Source organism: Massilia sp. CFBP 13721, assembly GCF_014842025.1.
In the GTDB taxonomy this organism is placed as follows: domain Bacteria; phylum Pseudomonadota; class Gammaproteobacteria; order Burkholderiales; family Burkholderiaceae_D; genus Telluria.
In genome coordinates, this window is the sequence record NZ_JACYUY010000011.1 from 126,482 (window position 1) to 145,625 (window position 19,144).

General features: G+C 66.9%; 13 protein-coding genes and 1 pseudogene. 6 read left to right on the plus strand and 8 right to left on the minus strand.

Annotation, left to right across the window (positions count from 1 at the left end; translation table 11 throughout):
- Positions 1-3: 3 nt before the first annotated feature.
- The 5 genes and pseudogenes from IFT60_RS12840 to apbC all read right to left on the minus strand — a co-directional run bounded on the left by IFT60_RS12840 (position 4) and on the right by apbC (position 9,850).
- Entirely contained in the window at positions 4-3,621 is a 3,618-nt protein-coding gene (locus IFT60_RS12840; protein WP_192052361.1) for an AMP-binding protein, read from the minus strand.
- Positions 3,614-4,996 carry an aminotransferase class I/II-fold pyridoxal phosphate-dependent enzyme gene (locus IFT60_RS12845; RefSeq protein WP_374000877.1) on the minus strand — a complete coding sequence of 461 codons (1,383 nt, stop codon included), beginning with the start codon at positions 4,994-4,996 and terminating at the stop codon, positions 3,614-3,616. Before IFT60_RS12845 ends, IFT60_RS12840 begins: the two co-directional genes overlap by 8 nt.
- A gap of 42 nt (positions 4,997-5,038) precedes the next feature.
- Positions 5,039-7,582, minus strand: coding sequence for a diguanylate cyclase (locus IFT60_RS12850; protein WP_192052362.1), 2,544 nt, complete (start codon positions 7,580-7,582; stop codon positions 5,039-5,041).
- Positions 7,583-7,742: 160 nt separating this feature from the next.
- Positions 7,743-8,762, minus strand: a pseudogene (locus IFT60_RS12855) (RNA methyltransferase).
- Entirely contained in the window at positions 8,762-9,850 is a 1,089-nt protein-coding gene (gene apbC, locus IFT60_RS12860) for an iron-sulfur cluster carrier protein ApbC (protein ID WP_192052363.1), read from the minus strand. The pseudogene IFT60_RS12855 and the gene apbC overlap by 1 nt, the downstream one beginning before the upstream one ends.
- A 147-nt stretch (positions 9,851-9,997) precedes the next feature.
- Between apbC and metG the strand changes: the two genes are divergently transcribed.
- The 6 genes from metG to IFT60_RS12890 all read left to right on the plus strand — a co-directional run bounded on the left by metG (position 9,998) and on the right by IFT60_RS12890 (position 16,513).
- Positions 9,998-12,145: a methionine--tRNA ligase gene (gene metG, locus IFT60_RS12865; protein WP_192052364.1), complete on the plus strand. Its 2,148-nt coding sequence runs from the start codon at positions 9,998-10,000 to the stop codon at positions 12,143-12,145.
- 134 nt (positions 12,146-12,279) lie between these two features.
- Complete coding sequence (locus IFT60_RS12870; RefSeq protein WP_192052365.1) at positions 12,280-13,596, plus strand: enoyl ACP reductase FabMG family protein; 1,317 nt, start codon at positions 12,280-12,282, stop codon at positions 13,594-13,596.
- 73 nt (positions 13,597-13,669) lie between these two features.
- On the plus strand, positions 13,670-13,870 hold the full coding sequence (locus IFT60_RS12875) for a DUF3460 family protein (protein ID WP_192052366.1): 201 nt from the start codon (positions 13,670-13,672) through the stop codon (positions 13,868-13,870).
- Between the two features lie 30 nt (positions 13,871-13,900).
- Positions 13,901-14,770: a segregation and condensation protein A gene (locus IFT60_RS12880; protein ID WP_374000874.1), complete on the plus strand. Its 870-nt coding sequence runs from the start codon at positions 13,901-13,903 to the stop codon at positions 14,768-14,770.
- A 37-nt stretch (positions 14,771-14,807) separates the two neighbouring features.
- The gene (gene panC, locus IFT60_RS12885) at positions 14,808-15,647 is read left to right on the plus strand and encodes a pantoate--beta-alanine ligase (protein WP_192052368.1); all 840 of its coding nucleotides are present in this window, start codon (positions 14,808-14,810) and stop codon (positions 15,645-15,647) included.
- 137 nt (positions 15,648-15,784) lie between these two features.
- The gene (locus IFT60_RS12890; protein WP_374000871.1) at positions 15,785-16,513 is read left to right on the plus strand and encodes a PilZ domain-containing protein; all 729 of its coding nucleotides are present in this window, start codon (positions 15,785-15,787) and stop codon (positions 16,511-16,513) included.
- Between the two features lie 182 nt (positions 16,514-16,695).
- Here the strand turns inward: IFT60_RS12890 and IFT60_RS12895 are convergent, their stop codons facing one another.
- From IFT60_RS12895 to cheY, 3 genes are read right to left on the minus strand one after another with little or no spacing between them, the layout of a single operon-like run.
- Positions 16,696-17,901 (minus strand): EAL and HDOD domain-containing protein, encoded by a 1,206-nt coding sequence (locus tag IFT60_RS12895; RefSeq protein WP_192052369.1) that lies wholly within the window; start codon positions 17,899-17,901, stop codon positions 16,696-16,698.
- Positions 17,902-17,956: 55 nt separating this feature from the next.
- On the minus strand, positions 17,957-18,613 hold the full coding sequence (gene cheZ, locus IFT60_RS12900) for a protein phosphatase CheZ (RefSeq protein ID WP_192052370.1): 657 nt from the start codon (positions 18,611-18,613) through the stop codon (positions 17,957-17,959).
- A 2-nt stretch (positions 18,614-18,615) separates the two neighbouring features.
- Positions 18,616-19,008 carry a chemotaxis response regulator CheY gene (gene cheY, locus IFT60_RS12905; RefSeq protein ID WP_192052371.1) on the minus strand — a complete coding sequence of 131 codons (393 nt, stop codon included), beginning with the start codon at positions 19,006-19,008 and terminating at the stop codon, positions 18,616-18,618.
- Positions 19,009-19,144 lie beyond the last annotated feature (136 nt).

Below are 19,144 nucleotides of genomic sequence, written 5' to 3' on the forward strand. Positions count from 1 at the left end.
GGGCTATTCTACCCCGATGCGTCCGATGCGGGCAGTGCCGTGGCCCGCCTCTTTCTGTTCCTCGCGCTGTTCGTCGATATAGCCGGCCAGCAGCCGCACCGTCGGGTAATCGTAGAGCAGTTCGGCGCTGACCGGCACCCCGCTGGCCTGCTCGACTTCGAGCGCCAGCGGCACCGAGGCCAGCGAATCGATGCCGAGGTCGCTGAACGGCGTATCGACGCCCCAGGCCGCCAGCCCGGGTTCCGCCCCGCCGCCCATGCCGGCGTCGCCAAGACCGCCTTCGCGCAGCCAGCGCTGCAGGCAGGCGTGCACCAGGTCCAGGCTCGACGGCGCTGCTGCGGGCGGCGCCGCCACGGGCGCCACGTCGGCAGCCTGGGGCGCCGCCTGGCGCAGCAGGACGTCGAGTCCGCCCGCCTCGCCCGGCGCGCATTGTTCGACGTCGCCGATCGCCAGCGCATGCTGCGCAACCCGCGCCAGCAGCGCGCCGGCGGGCGGGCAATCGGCGACGGCCGCGCTTTCGGCTTCCACCTGGCGGCGCAGCGCGTCCAGGCGGCGTGCCGCCCAGGCCGCCGCGTCGCCACGGGCGGCGGCGGCCAGCAAGGTCCAGGCGGCGAACTCGCCGTTGCGTCCGTCCTGCCAGGCGCCGCTGCCCTGCGCCGGCAGGTTCGCCAGCAGCGCCAGGTAGTCGGGCGCGCCGCAGCGCTCGACCGTCTGCGCGATGGCATTGCCGGGCACGCGCACCAGCGCGCCCAGGTGCGCATACAAGGCTTCGCTCGGCCCCTCGAGGATGCGCAGCACGCGCGCGTCGCGCAGCAGTTGCGGCGCCAGGTTGGTCTCCAGGTAGCCACGCCCGCCCAGCATCTGCACCAGGCGGTCGACCGCCTCCCACAACAGTTCCGACAGCACGCATTTGCAGGCGCTGCAGGCGTCCAGCGGCAGCGCGGCGCCGTCGTCGCTGCTGCCTGCCAGGGCATCGACCAGGGCTTCGGCCGCGCCAATCGCGCAATCGAGTTCGTGCAGGCGCAGCAGCGTGAGCGGATTGTCGAACAGGCGCCCGCCGGCGATGTCGCGCCGCGCGGCGTAGCGCGTCATCAATTGCAGGCAGCGCTTCATGGCGCCCACGCACAGGGCGCCGATGCCGAGGCGCGCGAAACCCATCGCGTCCTGCGCCACGTCCATGCCGGCGCCGGGCGTGCCCAGCACCTGGGCGTCGGGCACGAACACGCCGTCGAAGCGCACCGCGCTCTGCGGCATCGCGCGCATGCCCATGGTCAGCGCTTCCGGCCCCAGGTGCAGGCCCGGCGCGTCGCCCGGGACCAGCAGCGCCACCGTGCCGAGCGCGCGTCCGGCGGGGTCGAAGGCGCGCGCGAACACGGTCAGCACGCCGGCCCAGGCCACCAGACCGATCAGGTGCTTTTCGCCGGTCAGGCGCCAGCCGTTGTCGAGGCGGTCGGCGCGGGCGCCGATGGCGCGCGGGTTCGATCCGGCCTGCGGCTCGCTCAGCGCAAAGGCGGCCAGCTGGCGGCCCGCGGCGAGCTGCGGCAGCCAGTGGGCGCGCAGCGGCGCGGGCGCGAAGCGCAGCAAGGGCCGCAGGCCCAGGCCATTGTGCACGCCGACCATGGTCGCCAGGGTCAGGTCGATCGCGGCCAGTTGCGCCATCACGCGCACCAGGTCGCGCGTCGCCAGCGCCAGGCCGCCGCTGCCCTGCGGCGCCTGCAGTCCGAGCAGGCCGCGCGCGCCGAAGTCGAGCAGCACGTGCGGCGCCAGCGAACGGCGTTCGTCGGCCAGGCGCGAATCGAGCCGGCGCGCCGCATAAGCGCGCAGCCAGCCGATGACGGCATCGGCGCGCGTGGCGCTGCCCTCCATGCCCGGAGAACGCATTGCCAGCAGCGCCAGGCTGCCCTTGTGCAGCGCCTCCTTGCAGCGCGCGCGCTGCACCTTGCCGCTGGTGGTGCGCGGGAAGCCGCCCGGCGCCACGAATGCCAGCGTATGCAGCGTCATGCCGGTGCCGAGCGCCACGGCCGCGCGGATGCGGCGCGCCAGCGCATCGACGTCGCCGCCGCGTGCCAGCGCGCGCGGCGCTTCCACCACCAGCGCCAGGCTTTCGTTCTCCTCGCCGTCGAGCGCGAAGGCCGCGCAGCTGTTCGGCGCCAGTTCGGCGCAGGCGTCCTCGGCCAGCGCCTCGACGTCGCGCGCATGGATCTTGCGCCCGCGCACGACGATGACATCCTTGCAGCGCCCGGTAATATAGACTTCGCCCGCGTGGACGAAACCGAGGTCGCCGCTGCGCAGCCAGCGCGCGCCGGCCAGCGCCGGCGGCGCACCGGCTACGCGCAGGTTGAATAGCTGGGCGCTGTCCTGAGGGCGGCCGTGATAGCCGCGCGCGACGCCCGGCCCGGCGATCCAGAGTTCGCCGATCGCCCCCATGGCGGCCGGCACGCAGCGCGCCGGGTCGACCACGGCCACCTCGACACCCGGCGCCGGCGCGCCGCAGCCCACCAGCGTGCGGCTGGCGGCCTGGCCGGCGTCCGCTTCTTGCACGTCGCCGCGCTCGAGCGCGGCGGCGTCGACGGTGAGCGTGCGCGGCGCCCGGGCGCGCGGCCCGCCGGCCACCAGCAGGGTCGCCTCGGCCATGCCGTAGCACGGAAACACCGCCTCGGGCCGCAGGCCGCAGGCGCCAAAGGTGGCGGCAAAGCGCGCCAGCGTGGCCGCGCGCACCGGTTCGGCGCCGTTGTAGAGCACCTCCAGGCTGGACAGGTCGAGCCCTTCCCTTTGCGCGGCGCCGATGCGGCGCAGGCACAGGTCCCATGCAAAATTCGGCCCGCCGCTGCAGGTGGCGCGGTAGCGCGTGACCGCTTCCAGCCAGGCGCTCGGGCGGCGCAGGAACACGCCGGACGCCATCAGCACCGAACGAAAGCCGATCGCCAGCGGCGCGGCGATGCTGCCGATCAGGCCCATGTCATGAAACGGCGGCAGCCAGCTGACCATGACGGTGTCGAGACCGAAGCCGAAGGCGCTGCCGATCGCGGCCACGTTGGCGCCGATGTTGGCGTGGGTGACTTCGACGCCCTTCGGCTGGCCGGTCGAGCCGGAGGTATATTGGAGAAAGGCGACGCTCTCCGCCGGCGGCAGCGGCAACACCGCGCTTGCCGCACCGGGCACAGCGCCGGCAACAGGCCCGAGCAGCGGCGCCGTGCAACCGGCACGCGCCAGCGCCGCGGCGGTGGCGACCTGCGCTTCAGGCGCGCATAGCACCAGCGCCGGGGCCGCGTCGCCTACCAGGCCGGCCAGGCGTGCCGCGTCGCGCGCACGGTTGGCCGGCGCCGCCGGCACCGCGACCACGCCGGCCGCGAGGCAGGCGAAAAAGGCGACGATGAAATCGATCCCGGCCGGATACAGCAGCAGGACGCGCGCGCCCGGGTCCGCGTGCCGGCGCAGGTGCGCAGCGAGCGCATCGACGCGCGCGGCCAGCGCGGCGTAGCCGATATCGTGTGCGCTGCCGTTTTCGCGCAGGAAGGTGTAGGCGATGCGCTCCGGGGTGCGCTCTGCCCGCTCGCGCAAGCGCTGCGCGAGGAGGAAACTGTCCGGCAGGAGACAGTCCGGCTCGGTAACGTCAGCCACGGGAGCGCTCCCGTGGCCCCGGCTGGCGTGCCGGCTCGACGCCGAGCGCGGCGCCGGCGCCGCTCACCGCCGCGCCGATCATGCGCGCGCCCTGGCGCAACTGGCCCGGCCGGTGCCCCGACATCACCTGCAGGCGCAGGCGCGCCGCCCCCAGCGGCACGCCCGGGTACTCGACGGCGTTGACGAAGACCCCTTCGCGCGCCAGCGTGCGTCCGGCCAGGCGCGCCACCTGTTCGCTGCCGATCCAGAGCGGCACGATCGCCGAAGGCACGCCCAGGCAGCGCATCCCGGTTTCGGCCAGGCCGGCGCGCAGTGCCAGCGCATTGGCCAGCAACGCTGCGCGCAACGCATCGCCCTCGGCGCCAGTGACGATGCGCAGCGCCGCCAGCACGCAGCCCGCCTGCACCGGCGAGAGCGCGTTCGAAAACAGGTGCGGGCCGGCGAACAGCTGCAGCTGGCGTTTCACTGCGCGCGAGGCGCAGGCGACGAAGCCGCCGTTCGAGGCGAAGGTCTTTGAAAACGCGCCCATCACCAGGTCGACCTTGCCCAGCATCGATTGCAGGCCCAGGCTGCCGCTGCCGCCCGGTCCGAGCGCGCCCAGGTCGTGCGCGACGTCCACCAGCAGGGTCGCGTTGTACTCGCGGCACAGGTGCTGCATCAGCGGCAGGTCGGGCATGTCGGCATCCATGCTGAACAGGCCTTCGGTGACGACCAGGATGCCGTTCTCGGTGTCGCGCGCGCGGATCGCGGCCAGCAGCTCGCGCACGTGGCCGGTGTCCAGGTGCCGGTGCAGCGCCACGTTGCGGGTGGCGGCGTTGGCGCCTTGGCGCAGCGAGGCGTGCGCGAGCTGGTCGACCAGCACGTAGTCGCGCGCATTCACCAGCGCCGTGATGACGCCGAAGGCGGCGCCCCAGCCGGTCGGGAACAGGGTCACGTGCTCCATCTGCACCAGCCCGGCGAGCGCCGCTTCCAGCGCCAGCGACAGGCGGTTGTTCCCGAGCAGGACCGCCGAACCGGCGCTGTGCGGACCGGCTTCGTCGAGCGCCGCCTGGGCCGCTTCGCGTATCGCCGGATGGGCGGCGAGCGACAGGTAGTCCTGCGAGGCGAAATTGATGCCGCGCGTCGCCGTATCGGGCGGCGCGCCTTCTTCGTGCAGGTTCGATTCCGGGCCCGGGGCGCCGTCGAGCGCGCGCGCGTACTGCCAGACGCCGTGCTGCGCGCGCAGGCGGCACCAGCTGTCGAGCGCCTCGGTGCGGCGCATCAGGTTGGCGCCGCGCGGCTGCGCGAACTGGGCGACGCTGCCGCGCAGCGCGCCGCAGGCTTCCAGTTGCGCCACGTCGGCGGCCCGCTCGAAGACGATCGTTTCCTCGTGCACGGTGTACTCCTCGCTAAAAGGGAAAAACGGGGGAACCAGGAATCAGGCCGGCGCCAGCGCCTGGTCGGCCTGGTGCGCCAGCAGCGCACCGACCTGCTCGGCGGGCAGCGGACGGTGGAACAGGTAACCCTGGGCGACGTCGCAACGCATGGCGCACAGGTCGTCCAGCTGCTCGGCCGTTTCGACGCATTCGGCGATCACCTTCAGGTCGAGCCGGTGCGCCATCGCCGCGATCGCCTCGGCGATCGCATATGGCCGGGCGCGCACGCTCTGGCCGAGGCGGCGCACGAACAGGCCATCCATCTTGAGCACGTCGACCGGCAGTTCGGACAGGTAGTTCAGGCTCGAGTAGCCGGTGCCGAAGTCGTCGATCGAGACCAGCACGCCGGCGGCGCGCAGCGCGCCCAGTACCTCGCGGTTGGCGGCCAGGTCGTCGATCAGCACGCCTTCGGTGATTTCGAGGTCGAGGCAGCCGCTCGGCAGCACCGCGTCCTGGACGATTTCCAGTACGCGCGCGGCGATGCCGGGATGGCGCAACTGGCGCGCCGACAGGTTCACGGCCGTCTTCACGCCGGGCAGTCCGGCGTCGCGCCAGGCGCGGTTCTGGGCGCAGGCGGTACGCAGCACCCAGTCGCCGATCGGCACGATCATGCCGGTTTCCTCGGCCAGCGGGATGAAGCGGCCCGGATCGATGCGGCCGTAGACCGGATGCTGCCAGCGCAGCAGCGCCTCGACGCCGACGATGCGGCGCGTGGCCAGGTCGACCTGCGGCTGGTATTCGAGGAACAGCTGGCCGCGCGCCAATGCCTCGCGCAGGCCGTTCTTGAGCGTCAGGCGCTCGCTTTGCGGCTCGCAGGCTGCGCTCGAATACAGGTGCACGCTGTTCTCGCCCCAGGCGCGCGCGCTGCGCATGGCGATGTCGGCGCGCTTGAGCAGCGCGTCGAGGTCGCAGTCTTCGGCGGGATACAGCGCGATCCCGACCGACAGCGTGACGAAGCATTCGCGCGCCTTCCCCGCCGGTTCCAGCGAGAGCGGCAGGCCGAAGCGGTCGAGGATCTTTTCGGCCACCTGGCGCGCATCGCCCTCCTCGCTCATGTCTTCGAGCAGCGAGACGAATTCGTCGCCGCTCCAGCGCGCCACGGTGTCGCCGTCGCGCAGGCACTGGCGGATATTGGTGCTCACCTGGACCAGCAGCGCATCGCCGGCCTCGTAGCCGAGGGCGTCGTTGACTTCCTTGAACTTGTTGATATTCAGGAGCAGCAGCGCGACCAGGCGGCGGTTGCGGTCGGCGCGGTCCATGGCGTGGCGCAGGCGGTCGCGCAGCAGGCGCCGGTTCAGCAGCCCCGTGAGCTGGTCGCAATGGACGCCGTCGAGGATGCGCCCCACGCTCGCGCCCAGGTCGCGCAGGCCGGCGCTGCCCGCCTCGCCGGTGCGCAGCGCCTGCGCCGCCGGCGCCGTCGCTTCGCCATGGCACACCACCCGGTTGCGTCCGCTCGACTTGGCCAGGTACAAGGCTTCGTCGGCGCGCGCGACCGCCAGCCCGACCGCCTCGCCCACGCGGTACTCGGCCAAGCCGATCGACACCGTCAAGGCGATCTCGTTGCCGCCGTCCAGGCAGCGCATCTTCTCGATCGCCGCACGCACGCGCCCGGCCAGCACCATCGCGTCGGCGGACGGGGTTTCGGGCAGCATCAAGAGGAATTCCTCGCCGCCATAGCGCCCGAAGCAGTCGCTGCCGCGTACCTTGCCCTGCACGGTGCCGGCAAAGGCGCGCAGCACCGTGTCGCCGGCGGCATGGCCCCAGGTGTCGTTGATCCGCTTGAAGAAATCGATGTCGAGCAGGCACAGGCAAAAAACGCGGCCATTGCGGTCGCAGCGCTCCTTTTCCTTTTCGATCAGGCGCATCAGGTGGCGGCGGTTGTGCACGCCGGTCAGCTCGTCGCGGATCGCCAGTTCGTTGATGGTGCCGAGCGCCTGCTCGAGCTTCACGAAGCCCTTGGTCTTGGTCAGCTCGAACAGCAGCGCGAAGATCAGCACCACCACGAACAGGCCGAGGTGGCAGACCAGGTACAGCAGCGCCATGTCGGCCACCGGGTGAAGCGGCAGCGGATGGCCGGCCCCGGGCAAGGCATAGATGGCGATGGCGGCAGTGCAGCTGAGCGCCAGCCAGAACAGCGCGCTGGCCACGCCGCCGAGGAACATCGCCACCAGCGGCGCGGTGATCAACCAGCTGGCGGTGGGCGCGCCGATCCCGCCCAGGTTATAGCTGAGCCATGTGAAATTGAAGAACAGCGCGCACAGGAACAGCTCGCGCGCCGCCCAGATGCTGCCGCTGGCGCGCAGCAGCAAGGGCGAACCGAGCATGCAGGCGCAGCACAGCAGGATCTCGATGGCGGCGGCGTCGAATCCCAGCAGGTGGTACGCGAGCGCGTAAAAGGGGCCGGCGGTGACGGCCAGCAGGGCGGCATTGACGACGTTTTCGGCGCGCGCGCGTGCATTCGCGGCCTGGTTCAACAGGTCGGCAGGAATGAACCAGTGGTTGGCGCCCATATAACGGTCGCTCCAGCGCGCGCAGGTGCTGTTCATGTGTCCTCTGTACGGCCAGACGGCCGCTTGGCGAGTAGGGTCAAACGCCAGTGTAGGAAGGAAATTTCCTACAGACTTTATTTTTAAACAGGAACAACGTGGAAAAACATGCGCGCAACGCTTGACAAGAAAATTTGTCGTGTTTTGCCGAAAAGTGGTTTTAAGCGCGTTCGAGCGGGATGGTGCGCGCGGCGCGGGCGCGCAGCTGCCCGCAACCGCCCTCGACATCCTGCCCCGCCGAGTCGCGCAGCTTGGTCAGCACGCCGCGCGCATGCAGCGCCGCCGCGATCGTCCGCGCGCGTTCCCAGCTCGGGCGGCGGAAGGCCAGGTCGGGGATGGTGTTGTAGGGGATCATGTTCAGGATGGCGTACTTGCCGCGCAACAGCGCGACAATGCCGTCCAGTTCATCTTCGCCATCGTTGACGCCCTCGAGCAGCGTCCACTGGTACTGGATCGGATAGCCAGTCAGGCGCGCGTAGGTTTCGCCGAATTCGACCAGCTCGCCAGGGGTCAGGCGCGGCGCGCGCGGCAGCAGTTCGGCGCGCAACGCCGGTTTGGTCGTATGCAGCGACAGCGCCAGCGCCGGTTTGACGCGGCCCTGCGCCAGGCGCTCGAAGGCGCGCGGGTCGCCGACGGTGGAAAACACCAGGTTTTTATGGGGGATGTTGGCTTCGACCCCGAGCAGCTCGATGGCTTCGAGCACGTTATCGAGGTTATGGGCGGGCTCGCCCATGCCCATGAACACGACTTTCTTGACGGGCCGCTGCGCCCGCGCCAGCACCACCTGCGCCACGATTTCGCCGCTCGTCACCTGGCGCAGCAAACCGTCGCGCCCGGTCATGCAGAAGCGGCAACCGACGGCGCAGCCGACCTGGCTCGACACGCAGACGCCGTCGCGCGGCAACAGCACCGTCTCCACCGCCTGGCCGTCGGCCAGCCCCACCAGCAGGCGCGCCGAGCCATCCTCGGCCGGGTGCGTGCTGATGACGCGTGCAAGTGCAGCCAGTTCGGCGTCGAGCTGCGGCAGCGCTGCACGCACAGCCTTGGGTAAATAATCGGCGGGACGGCGCCGCCCGCGTTCGTGCGGCGCGCCCTACACCCAGTCGCGCAGGACGCGCGCCTGGTGTTCGGGTAAGGCACCGAGAGCGGCCAGCCGTTCCCGGATCGAACCGATCCGCATTAATCGTTCTTGACGACGATCGTAGGGAATTTACTCGTCATGTCCTTCGCCTTCTCGGCCACCTTGACGGCAACCTTGCGCGCGATCTCTTTATAGACGGAGGCAACGGCACCGTCCGGATCGGCCACCACCGTCGGGCGGCCGGAATCGGCCTGTTCCCGGATCGACATCGTCAGCGGCAGCGCGCCGAGGAAATCGACGCCGAAATCCTTGCACATCTTTTCGCCGCCGCCATGGCCGAAGATCGCCTCGGTATGGCCGCAGTTCGAGCAAACGTGGGTACTCATGTTTTCGACGATGCCGATGATCGGAATCCCGACTTTCTCGAACATTTTCAAGCCCTTGCGCGCGTCCAGCAGCGCGATGTCCTGCGGCGTGGTAACGATCACGGCGCCGGTGACCGGCACTTTCTGCGACAGCGTCAGCTGGATGTCGCCGGTGCCCGGCGGCATGTCGACGATCAGGTAATCGAGGTCGCGCCAGTTGGTTTGCTCGAGCAGCTGCTGCAGCGCCTGCGTGACCATCGGGCCGCGCCAGACCATCGGCTCGTCCGGATCGATCATGAAGCCGATCGAGGACACCTGCACGCCGTGGTTTTCCAGCGGTTCCATGGTCTTGCCATCGGTGCTTTCCGGACGCGCATTAATGCCCAGCATCATCGGCTGCGAGGGGCCGTAGATGTCGGCATCGAGCACGCCGACGCTGGCGCCTTCGGCGGCCAGCGCCAGGGCCAGGTTGACGGCGGTGGTCGACTTGCCGACACCGCCCTTGCCGGACGCGACCGCGATGATGTTCTTGACGTTCGGCATCACCTTCAGGCCGCGCTGCACCGCGTGCGACAGGATCTTGACCTGGACGCTGACGCTGACGTTGCTGACACCCGGAATGGTCTTGACGCCATTCACGACGGCCGCGCGCAGCAAAGCGATCTGGCTCTTCGCCGGATAACCCAATTCCAAGTCGAGGGAAACGTCGTTTCCATCGACCAGGACATTCTTGACCGATTTCGAGGACACGAAGTCCTTGCCCGTATTAGGATCGATGACCTTTGCCAATGCGGCTTTGACGTCGTCTGCAGTGATGCTCATGTATTTCTCCAATGTGATGAGCGCAGTGTAGCAAAAAACGCTCCAATCCTTGTTGTCGGAGTGATCATTCCCGCCAATACCCCCTGCGCGCTCAGGGCCATCCGCTGGTAAAATGTTTTCTTTCATTCTTCCAATAGCGTTTCGACCATGACCCGCAAGCTGTTCGTCACTACCGCCCTGCCCTACGCGAATGCCGCCTTCCACATCGGCCACATGATGGAATACATCCAGGCCGACATCTGGGTCCGCTTCCAGCGAATGCAGCGCGACGGCGATACCCGCAGGCAGGTGCATTTCGTCTGCGCCGACGACACCCACGGCACGCCGATCATGATCGCCGCCGAAAAGGAAGGCATCACCCCGCAGGAATTCGTGGCCAAGATCGCCGCCGGCCGCGCCCAGTACCTGGACGGCTTCCACATCGGCTTCGACAACTGGTATTCGACCGATTCGCCGGAAAACGTCGAACTGTCGCAGGGCATCTACCGCAAGCTGCGCGATGCCGGCCTGATCGTCACCAAGACCGTCGACCGCTTCTTCGATCCGGTCAAGGGCATGTTCCTGGCCGACCGCAACATCAAGGGCGAGTGCCCGCAGTGCCACGCGAAGGACCAGTACGGCGACAACTGCGAAGTCTGCGGCGCGGCCTACCAGCCGACCGAACTGATCAATCCGTACTCGGTGTTCACCGGCTCGACCCCGGTCCTGAAGCCTTCCGAACAGTATTTCTTCAAGCTGTCCGACCCGCGCTGCTTCCATTTCCTCAAGGAATGGCTGAACACGCCAGGCCGCCTGCAGCCGGAAATGGTGAACAAGGTGTCCGAGTGGCTGGGCGAATCCGGCGACAAGCTGGCCGACTGGGATATTTCCCGTGACGCGCCCTATTTCGGCATCCCGATCCCGGATGCGCCGGGCAAGTTCTTCTATGTGTGGCTGGACGCGCCGGTCGGCTACCTGGCGTCGCTGAAGAATTATTTCGACAAGCAGGGCCTCGACTTCGACGCCTTCCTGAAGGATCCGAACGCCGAGCAGGTGCACTTCATCGGCAAGGACATCGTGTCCTTCCACCTGCTGTTCTGGCCGGCGATGCTGAATTTCTCGGGCCACCCGATCATCGACAAGCTGAAGGTCGCCGTCCACGGCCACCTGACGGTGAACAACGAGAAGATGTCGAAGTCGCGCGGCACCGGCATTTCGCCGCTGCGCTACCTGGAACTGGGCATGAACCCGGAATGGCTGCGCTATTACCTCGCCTTCAAGCTGAACGCGAAAGTCGAAGACCTCGACTTCAACGGCGAGGATTTCGTCGCCCGCGTGAATAGCGACCTGATCGGCAAGTACGTGAACATCGCCAGCCGCTGCGCCGGTTTCATTGCCAAGAAGTTCGACGGCAAGCTGGCTTCCGAACTGTCGGACAACGCAAAGGGCTGGATCGCCAAGGCATTGACTGTTGAGGGCGCCGAGCGCCAGGCCAGCATCGCGGCCAGCTTCGAAGCGCGCGAATTCGGCAAGGCATTGCGCGAGATCATGGAAATCGCCGACGTCACCAACCAGTTCGTCGACGAAAACAAACCGTGGATCCTGGCCAAGGATGAAACCAAAACCGCCGAACTGCACGACGTCTGCACCACCGCCCTGATCCTGTTCCGCCAGCTGACCATCATGCTGTCGCCGGTACTGCCGCAGGTGGCCGCGCGCGTGTCCGAATTCCTGGGCGACGGCGCCCTGGGCTGGGCCGACACGCAAGGCGAGGCCGTGACGGCGTCGATGCTGGGCCGCACGATCGGCGCCTACAGCCACCTGATGCAGCGCGTCGACGCCAAGATGGTCGAGAACCTGTTCGACAAGCCCGCGCCTGCCCCGACTGCGGTCGTATCGGATGCCAGCCTGGCCGTCGCCGCGCTGGCCGACGAGGACGACGCTGCCGAGGCCGCCGACATCGAAGCACTCGCGCCCGAAATCTCGATCGACGAGTTTACCAAGATCGACCTGCGCGTGGCGCGCATCGTCAATTGCGAACACGTCGAAGGCGCCGGCAAGCTGCTGCGCCTGACGCTGGACGTGGGCGAAGGCCGCCACCGCAACGTGTTCTCGGGCATCAAGTCGGCCTACAAGCCGGAAGACCTGGTCGGCAAGCTGACGGTGATGGTGGCCAACCTGGCGCCGCGCAAGATGAAATTCGGCGTTTCCGAAGGCATGGTGCTGTGCGCCTCGGCTGCCGACGAGAAAACCAATCCGGGCCTGTACCTGCTCGACCCGATGCCGGGCGCGACGCCGGGCATGCGCATCCGCTGATCAAGTAAGAATATGGCAACATCGCCCCGGAGCGAACATTTTCCAGGGCGCACGGCGGCGTTATAATGCCGTTTTTCGTCAAGAAACACGCGCCCCAGACGCCCCTACAAACTCCTTGAGAGGTAGAAAATAACATGACCGAACTCACTCCCCTGCGCCACATCCCTACCGCCAACGTGTTCCGCAAGGGCGACGTCTTCGTCCTCTTCGGCGAACTGTTCGGCCGCGGCTATGTGAACGGCCTCATCGACGAGGCGCGCGACGCGGGCATGACGATCGTCGGCATCACCGTCGGCCGCCGCGACGAAACCGGCGCCCTGCGCGCCCTGACGGCCGAAGAACACGCGGAAGCCGAAGAAAAACTGGGCGGACGCATCATCAACGTGCCGCTGATGGCCGGCTTCGACATGGACGCCCCGGAAGGCGAACAGAACCCGACCGAGATGCTGGCAGGCGTCAAGCTGAAGACCTGGCAGGAAGACAAGCTGGACTGGGAAAAGATCGAGCGCTGCCGCGAAGCCGGCGTGCGCCGCTTCACCACCGGCGCCGCCCAGGTCATGGGCGAAATCGACAAGCTGATCCCTGACGGCGCCAACGTGTTCTTCGCCCATACGATGGCCGGCGGCATTCCGAAGATCAAGGCCTTCCTGGCCATTGCCAACCGCATCTATAAAGGCCGTGGCGAGCGTTTCGAGTCCTCGCGCGCACTGTTAGAGAGCGACCTCGGTAAACTGATCCTGATGAACTTCGACGAAGTCACGGCCAACACGCTGAAGTACCTGATCGATGCCTCGGCGCCGATCCGCGAGCGCGTGACCAAGGCCGGCGGCGAAGTGCGCTACACCGCCTACGGCTACCACGGCACCGAGATCCTGATCGGCGGCCAGTACGTCTGGCAGACCTACACGAATTACACCCAGGGCTACGCCAAGATGCGCCTGGAAAGCATCGCCGAAGCGGCCTGGAAACAGGGAATCTTCGCGACCGTCTTCAACTGCCCGGAAATCCGCACCAATTCGTCGGACATTTTCGTCGGCGTCGAGCTGTCGCTGTTCCCGCTGCTGACCGCCCTGAAGAAGGAAGGCGGCGGAGAATGGGCAGAGAAGCAGTGGGCAATCTGCCAGGACCTGCTGGGCGAAGGCACCTCGCTGCAATCGCTGCTCGACACCATCGAACGCTACAACAACGAGCCGACCAGCGCCGAGTTCCGCAACTTCGAAGCCTGGCCGATGGACAATACCCCGGCCCTGGCTGAGGTCATGATCGGCACCTCGGAAGCCATCACCGACTTGCACAAGGACAAGAAGGCGCTGATCACCGACCACCTGTCCTCGCTGGTGCTGGAAGGCGCCGGTCCGCTGATGTTCCATGGCGCGTCGGAAAAGATTGCCCCGGTCGTGTGGCTGAACCACGACATCATTGCACGCCAACTCAACGCGCTGCACCCGTAATCCTTGACGTCGGAATGCGCGGGCAGAACAATCTGCCTCGCCATCCCGGCTTCCTTTTTTATCGACCAAGACAATGCCTAAATTTACCGGTTACGTATCCGAGCACACCAAGTTCATCGACGAGCTGAAGTCCAAGACGCCGGGGATGGAAGAGCGCCAGCAGGAAGGCCGCTCCCTGCTGTGGGACAAGCTGCCGATTTCGCTCGACGAAGAAGCGCGCACCAAGGAATCGCGCCTGCGCCAGAACGCCTATCCGTACCAGACCAAGTTCTAAAGGCTGAGGGGCGTGTTGCCGGAGCAGGTCGTGCCTGATGCGCCAGAGGCGGCCGACGTCGTCGCCGCAGACCTGCCTGCCGCGGCACATGTCGACCCGGCCGGCCTCGACGACATCGCGGCGGCCGCGATTGCACGCCTGTACGGCGAGCCGCTGCTGCGCATGCCGAACGACCTGTACATTCCGCCCGATGCCCTCGAGATCTTCCTCGACGCCTTCGAAGGTCCGCTCGACCTGCTGCTCTACCTGATCCGCAAGCAGAACTTCAACATCCTCGACATCCCGATGGCGCAGGTCACCCTGCAATACCTGGAATACGTCGAGGAAATCCGCAAAAGCAACCTCGAGCTGGCGGCCGAGTACCTGCTGATGGCGGCGATGCTGATCGAGATCAAGTCGAGAATGCTCTTACCCAAAAGGCAGGACGACCTCATTGAAGACGGCGGCGACCCGCGTGCGGAACTCGTGCGGCGCTTGCTGGAATACGAGCAGATCAAGATCGCGGCCGTGAACCTGGGACTGATTCCGCAGGAAGGACGCGATTTCCAGCGCCCGTCGCTGCCGGTCGAGCAAAGCCTGGAGCCCGTCTGGCCGCAGGTCGATCCGCACGACTTGCAGCGCGCCTGGCTCGACGTGCTGCGCCGCGCGAAACTGACCCAGCACCACCGCATCGGGCGCCAGGAACTGTCGGTGCGCGAGCACATGTCGGCCATCCTGCGCACGTTGCAGTCGCAGCGCTTCGTCGAATTCGGCGAACTGTTTCATGGCGCGGCCTCGGTGCCGATCGTCGTCGTCCACTTCGTCGCCCTGCTCGAACTGGCCAAGGAAACCCTGGTCGAAATCACCCAGGCCGAGCCGTTCGCACCGATCTACGTGCGCCTGGCATACTCGCCGGCTTAGGCCAGCATATGCCGCACATCATTTTACGTACCTAATTATGAAAATCATCACGACCATTGACGAACTGCGCGACCAGCTGCGCGGCCAACTGCGCACCGCTTTCGTGCCGACGATGGGCAACCTGCATGAAGGCCACCTGTCTCTGATGCGCCTGGCGCGCAAGCATGGCGACCCGGTGGTGGCCTCGATCTTCGTCAACCGCCTGCAGTTCGGCCCGAACGAAGACTTCGACAAATATCCGCGCACCTTCCAGGCCGACGTCGAGAAACTGGAAAAGGAAGGCGTCTACGTGCTGTTCGCGCCGACCGAGAAGGACCTGTACCCGGAACCGCAGGAATACCGCGTGCAGCCGCCTGACACCCTCGGCAATACGCTGGAGGGCGAATTCCGTCCCGGCTTCTTCGGCGGTGTGTGCACGGTCGTCACCAAACTGTTTTCCTGCGTGCAGCCGCGCGTGGCCGTGTTCGGCAAGAAGGATTACCAGCAGCTGATGATCGTGCGTAACATGGCGCGCCAGTTCGCGCTGCCGACTGAAATCATCGGCGCCGAAACCTTCCGCGCCGACGACGGCCTGGCGCTGTCCTCGCGCAACATGTATCTGTCGCCGGAAGAACGCGCCGAAGCGCCGGCCCTGTACCAGGGCCTGAATTTCGTCGCCAACGAAATGCGCGGCGGCCACCTCGACATCTTCTCGGTCGAGCGCGAAGCGATGGCGCAACTGGCCGCGCGCGGCTGGAAGCCGGACTACATTTCGGTGCGCAAGCGCGTCGACCTGCAGCCGCCGTCGGCCGGCGACCTGGCGCAGGGCGCGCCGCTGGTGGTGCTGGCCGCGGCCAAGCTTGGCACCACGCGCCTGATCGACAACCTCGAAATCTGAGCGTGACCGCTGCGCAACGGCAGCGCTGACATCCTGCAAACAACTATTAACTTTTTGCAACTGGAAGCGCGGCGGTTTATACTGCTGCTTGCCCGGCGTCCTGCCGGGCAGTTTTTTCCGCCGCAAGGATCGCCGCCGTGACCGACACCCCACTCCATCCGCCCCGCCCAGCCGACATGCTCGCGCGCATCGACGCCGACGCGTCCCCGCACGAGATGCGCGATCCTTTCGACATCGGCGAAACCCTGACGAGCCTGGCCAGGCTCGGCGCGCCGCTGACGGTCTACCCGAGCCTGGGGGAGCCGCTGCTGGCGCGCATCGACTTCGTGCACCCGGAAGAACCGCAATTCACGCTCGACCTCGCCGGTGAACTGCCCGCCGGCCGCGCCACCTTCGTCGCCGCGCTCGAGGGCGATGCCAGGCTGCAGTTCGAACTGGACAGCGACTGGGCCGCCCTCCCCGGCACGCCCCACCTGGTGCCGGCCGTGTTCCCCGACACCTGCCTGGTCCTGAACCGGCGCGCGGTGCCGCGCCTCGACACCCCGATCAACGGCAGCTACGCCGCCACCTTCACCCTGCTCAACAAGCAATTCGAGATGCCGCTGTGCGACTACTCGACGGGCGGCGTCGGCCTGCGCGCCACGCCGGGCGAAGCGGCCGAACTGTATATCGGAAGGAAATTGAAGAGCGTGCGCCTGCAGCTGGGCCCGGCGCTGGCGATCGTCGCCGACCTCGAAATCCGCCTGCTGCGCCCTTTCCGCAGTTTTCTCTTGGGCGAACAGGTGCAGGTCGGGTGCAGTTTCGACAGTATCGGGATGCAGATGCAGCAGAACCTGGAGCGGCTGGTGACGTCGGGGCGAGGATAAGGATTCGACTTGCATGGGCCGCATCCGCGTGGGTACAAGTGCCCACCCTACGGTGCACGGCCGCACGTAGCAAGTTCATGGAACCGTAGCGTAACGTAGGGTGGGCATGCCCACGCGATTGAAACGCATGCTCAACGGCACATTCAAACATCGATCACAGCGTTTGAATGGCGATCACTGCCCTACTGCGTCACCGCCTGCGCCCACGCCAGCGCCGACAGGTGCGCCTTGTTGACTTCCAGCGGAGTCAGGCCGAGCGAACCGGCCAGCGCACCGACCAGGTTCGAACTGAGCTCGCACGCCTCGGCCAGCGCCAAGTAAGGCCCGTACATCCCCTCGCGCGCCATCAGCGCGCGCACGACTTCGGGCGGCAGCGGGATCGTTTCCAGCACGTCCTTCATCGGCAGCCCGAGCAGCCGGTCCAGCAGCGAGAACATGCCGGCGACGAACAGGTGTTCGCCCTCGCCTTTCGGCAGCGTATGCAAACCCAGCAGTTCGGTCAGGCGTCCGCGCACCACGGCCGTTTCCATCAGCACCGGCGAATAACCGCTGGCGCTGGCGCTCGCCAGCAGCATGGTCAGCCAGCGGTACAGCGGCGCGTAGCCCATCAGGCTGATGGCCTGGCGGATCGACTGCACCTCGCGCCCGGCGCCGAAACCGGCCGAGTTAATGTTGCGCAGCAGCTTATAGGTAAGCGCCGGGTCGCGTTTCAGCACGCTTTCGAGCTTGGGAATGTCGTCGTTGTTCTGCACCATCTGCATCAATTGCAGGATGATGGTCTGCGCCGGGTTCAGCCCTTTGACCGGATTGCCCGGGCGCGGGGTCAGGTGCAGCTTGCCGACGAAGGCATCGAGGCCGAGGGCGGCGCAGGCGTCGTAGTCGATCCAGTTGGTGACCGGGCGCCCGACCATGCGCAGCGCCGATTGCCGCGCGGCCGCATAGGTGCGCGCCTGCTCGGCCACGTTGATGCCGGCAAAACGCATTTCGACGTGCGAGGCGTAGGGCGCGAGCGCCGGGGTCAGGTGCTTGACGTCGAGCCCGCGCAACGAGATGCCGACGCCGCCGGCGCGCACTGCCTGCACCACGGCGCGCGCATCGCGGTCGGTCAGGTGGCGTGCCTGCAGGCTCAATACCGTGTGCTCGGGCGGCAGGTTGAACAGTGCGTCGGTCGAGAGCATGGCGGGGACGGCGTCGAGGAACAGCTTCTTGTCGCGCAGCAGCCAGCCGTGCTCGTCGTGATTGACGTATTCCGCAACAAAGGCGACCAGTTGCTCGAGGTCGGCGTCGGGCGTGGCCTGGCCGCTCCTCTGCCACAGCAGTTCGTAGCCGATGACCCGCTGCGCCGGATCGAGCAGCGGTTCGCGGACAATATAGTTGGTGTGATGCATGACGTGCCCGCGCTAATACAGAAGCGGCTGGATGCCGCCGGTACTCAAGTTGCTGTTAAAACCCCAGGCTGTCGAGCAGGTCGTCGACCTGGCCCTGGTTGGCCACCACGTCGGTGTTGTTTTCCGGCTTGATCTGCGGACCGTTCAGCAGGCCGCTGTCGAGCTCGCGCCTGATTTCGCTCGGGGCGAAATCGATCAGCACTTGCACCAGCTGCTTTTCCAGGTCTTGCGCGATCGAGGTGATCTTGCCGATCACCTGGCCGGTCAGGTCCTGGAAGTCCTGGGCCAGCATGATATTCATCAGCTCGGCGCGGGTGGCGGTCGCGGCCCGTTCGTTCTCGGCCATCGTCGCCACCGTGCGTTCGGCCAGGGCGCGCCAGTCGGCCTCGCCGCCGGCGCCCTCATTGTCTGCATCAAGCAGCGCCTGCCACGCGGTGCGCACCTCGGCGCTGCGGCTTTCGACCGCATCCTGCAAGGGACTGGCCGTATCGGTGGCGTCGAGCACGCGCCTGGCGGCCTGTTCGGACAGGCGTGCCACGTAATCGAGCCGGTCGCGCGCATCCGGAATGTCGCTGGCGGCTTTTTCGACCAGCTTGTCGAGGCCCAGGCCGCGCAGGCTGTCGTGCAGCGCGCGCGTCATGTGGCCTACCCGGACCAGGACTTCGTCGTGTGCGACCCCATCCACGGCAACTGCGGCGATCGGCTCGACCATGATCAGGCCTTTTCCATTTTCTCGAAGATCTTGTTGAGCTTCTCGTCGAGCGTCGCGGCGGTGAATGGCTTCACCACGTAGCCGCTGGCGCCGGCCTGGGCCGCCGCGATGATGTTTTCCTTCTTCGCTTCCGCGGTGACCATCAGCACCGGCAGCTTGGCCAGCGCGGGATCGGCACGGATGTTTTGCAGCATGGTCAGACCGTCCATGTTGGGCATGTTCCAGTCCGAGACCACGAAGTCGAATTGCTCGCTGCGCAGCTTGGCCAGCGCCATGACGCCGTCTTCCGCTTCGTCGACGTTGGCGTAGCCCAGTTCTTTCAACAAGTTCCGGACGATGCGGCGCATCGTCGAGAAATCGTCAACAACCAGGAAACGCATCTTTGGATCAGCCATGAAATACTCCGTTTGATTCTTTTACTATGGTTAGTGTGGCTTGAGTCGCTGGCATATGCAGCATCGAGCAAGCTCAAGGATAGCATTTTTGTTGCCGTACGGCGATAAAACAGACCCGAAACGCAACGATTCCCGA

Excerpts from the sequence above, each read along its gene's own strand:
- IFT60_RS12850 (WP_192052362.1), bottom strand. The coding sequence starts at position 7,582 with ATGAACAGCACCTGCGCGCGCTGGAGCGACCGTTATATGGGCGCCAAC.
- apbC (WP_192052363.1), bottom strand. The coding sequence starts at position 9,850 with ATGAGCATCACTGCAGACGACGTCAAAGCCGCATTGGCAAAGGTCATC.
- metG (WP_192052364.1), top strand. The coding sequence starts at position 9,998 with ATGACCCGCAAGCTGTTCGTCACTACCGCCCTGCCCTACGCGAATGCC.
- IFT60_RS12870 (WP_192052365.1), top strand. The coding sequence starts at position 12,280 with ATGACCGAACTCACTCCCCTGCGCCACATCCCTACCGCCAACGTGTTC.
- IFT60_RS12875 (WP_192052366.1), top strand. The coding sequence starts at position 13,670 with ATGCCTAAATTTACCGGTTACGTATCCGAGCACACCAAGTTCATCGAC.
- panC (WP_192052368.1), top strand. The coding sequence starts at position 14,808 with ATGAAAATCATCACGACCATTGACGAACTGCGCGACCAGCTGCGCGGC.
- IFT60_RS12895 (WP_192052369.1), bottom strand. The coding sequence starts at position 17,901 with ATGCATCACACCAACTATATTGTCCGCGAACCGCTGCTCGATCCGGCG.
- cheZ (WP_192052370.1), bottom strand. The coding sequence starts at position 18,613 with ATGGTCGAGCCGATCGCCGCAGTTGCCGTGGATGGGGTCGCACACGAC.
- cheY (WP_192052371.1), bottom strand. The coding sequence starts at position 19,008 with ATGGCTGATCCAAAGATGCGTTTCCTGGTTGTTGACGATTTCTCGACG.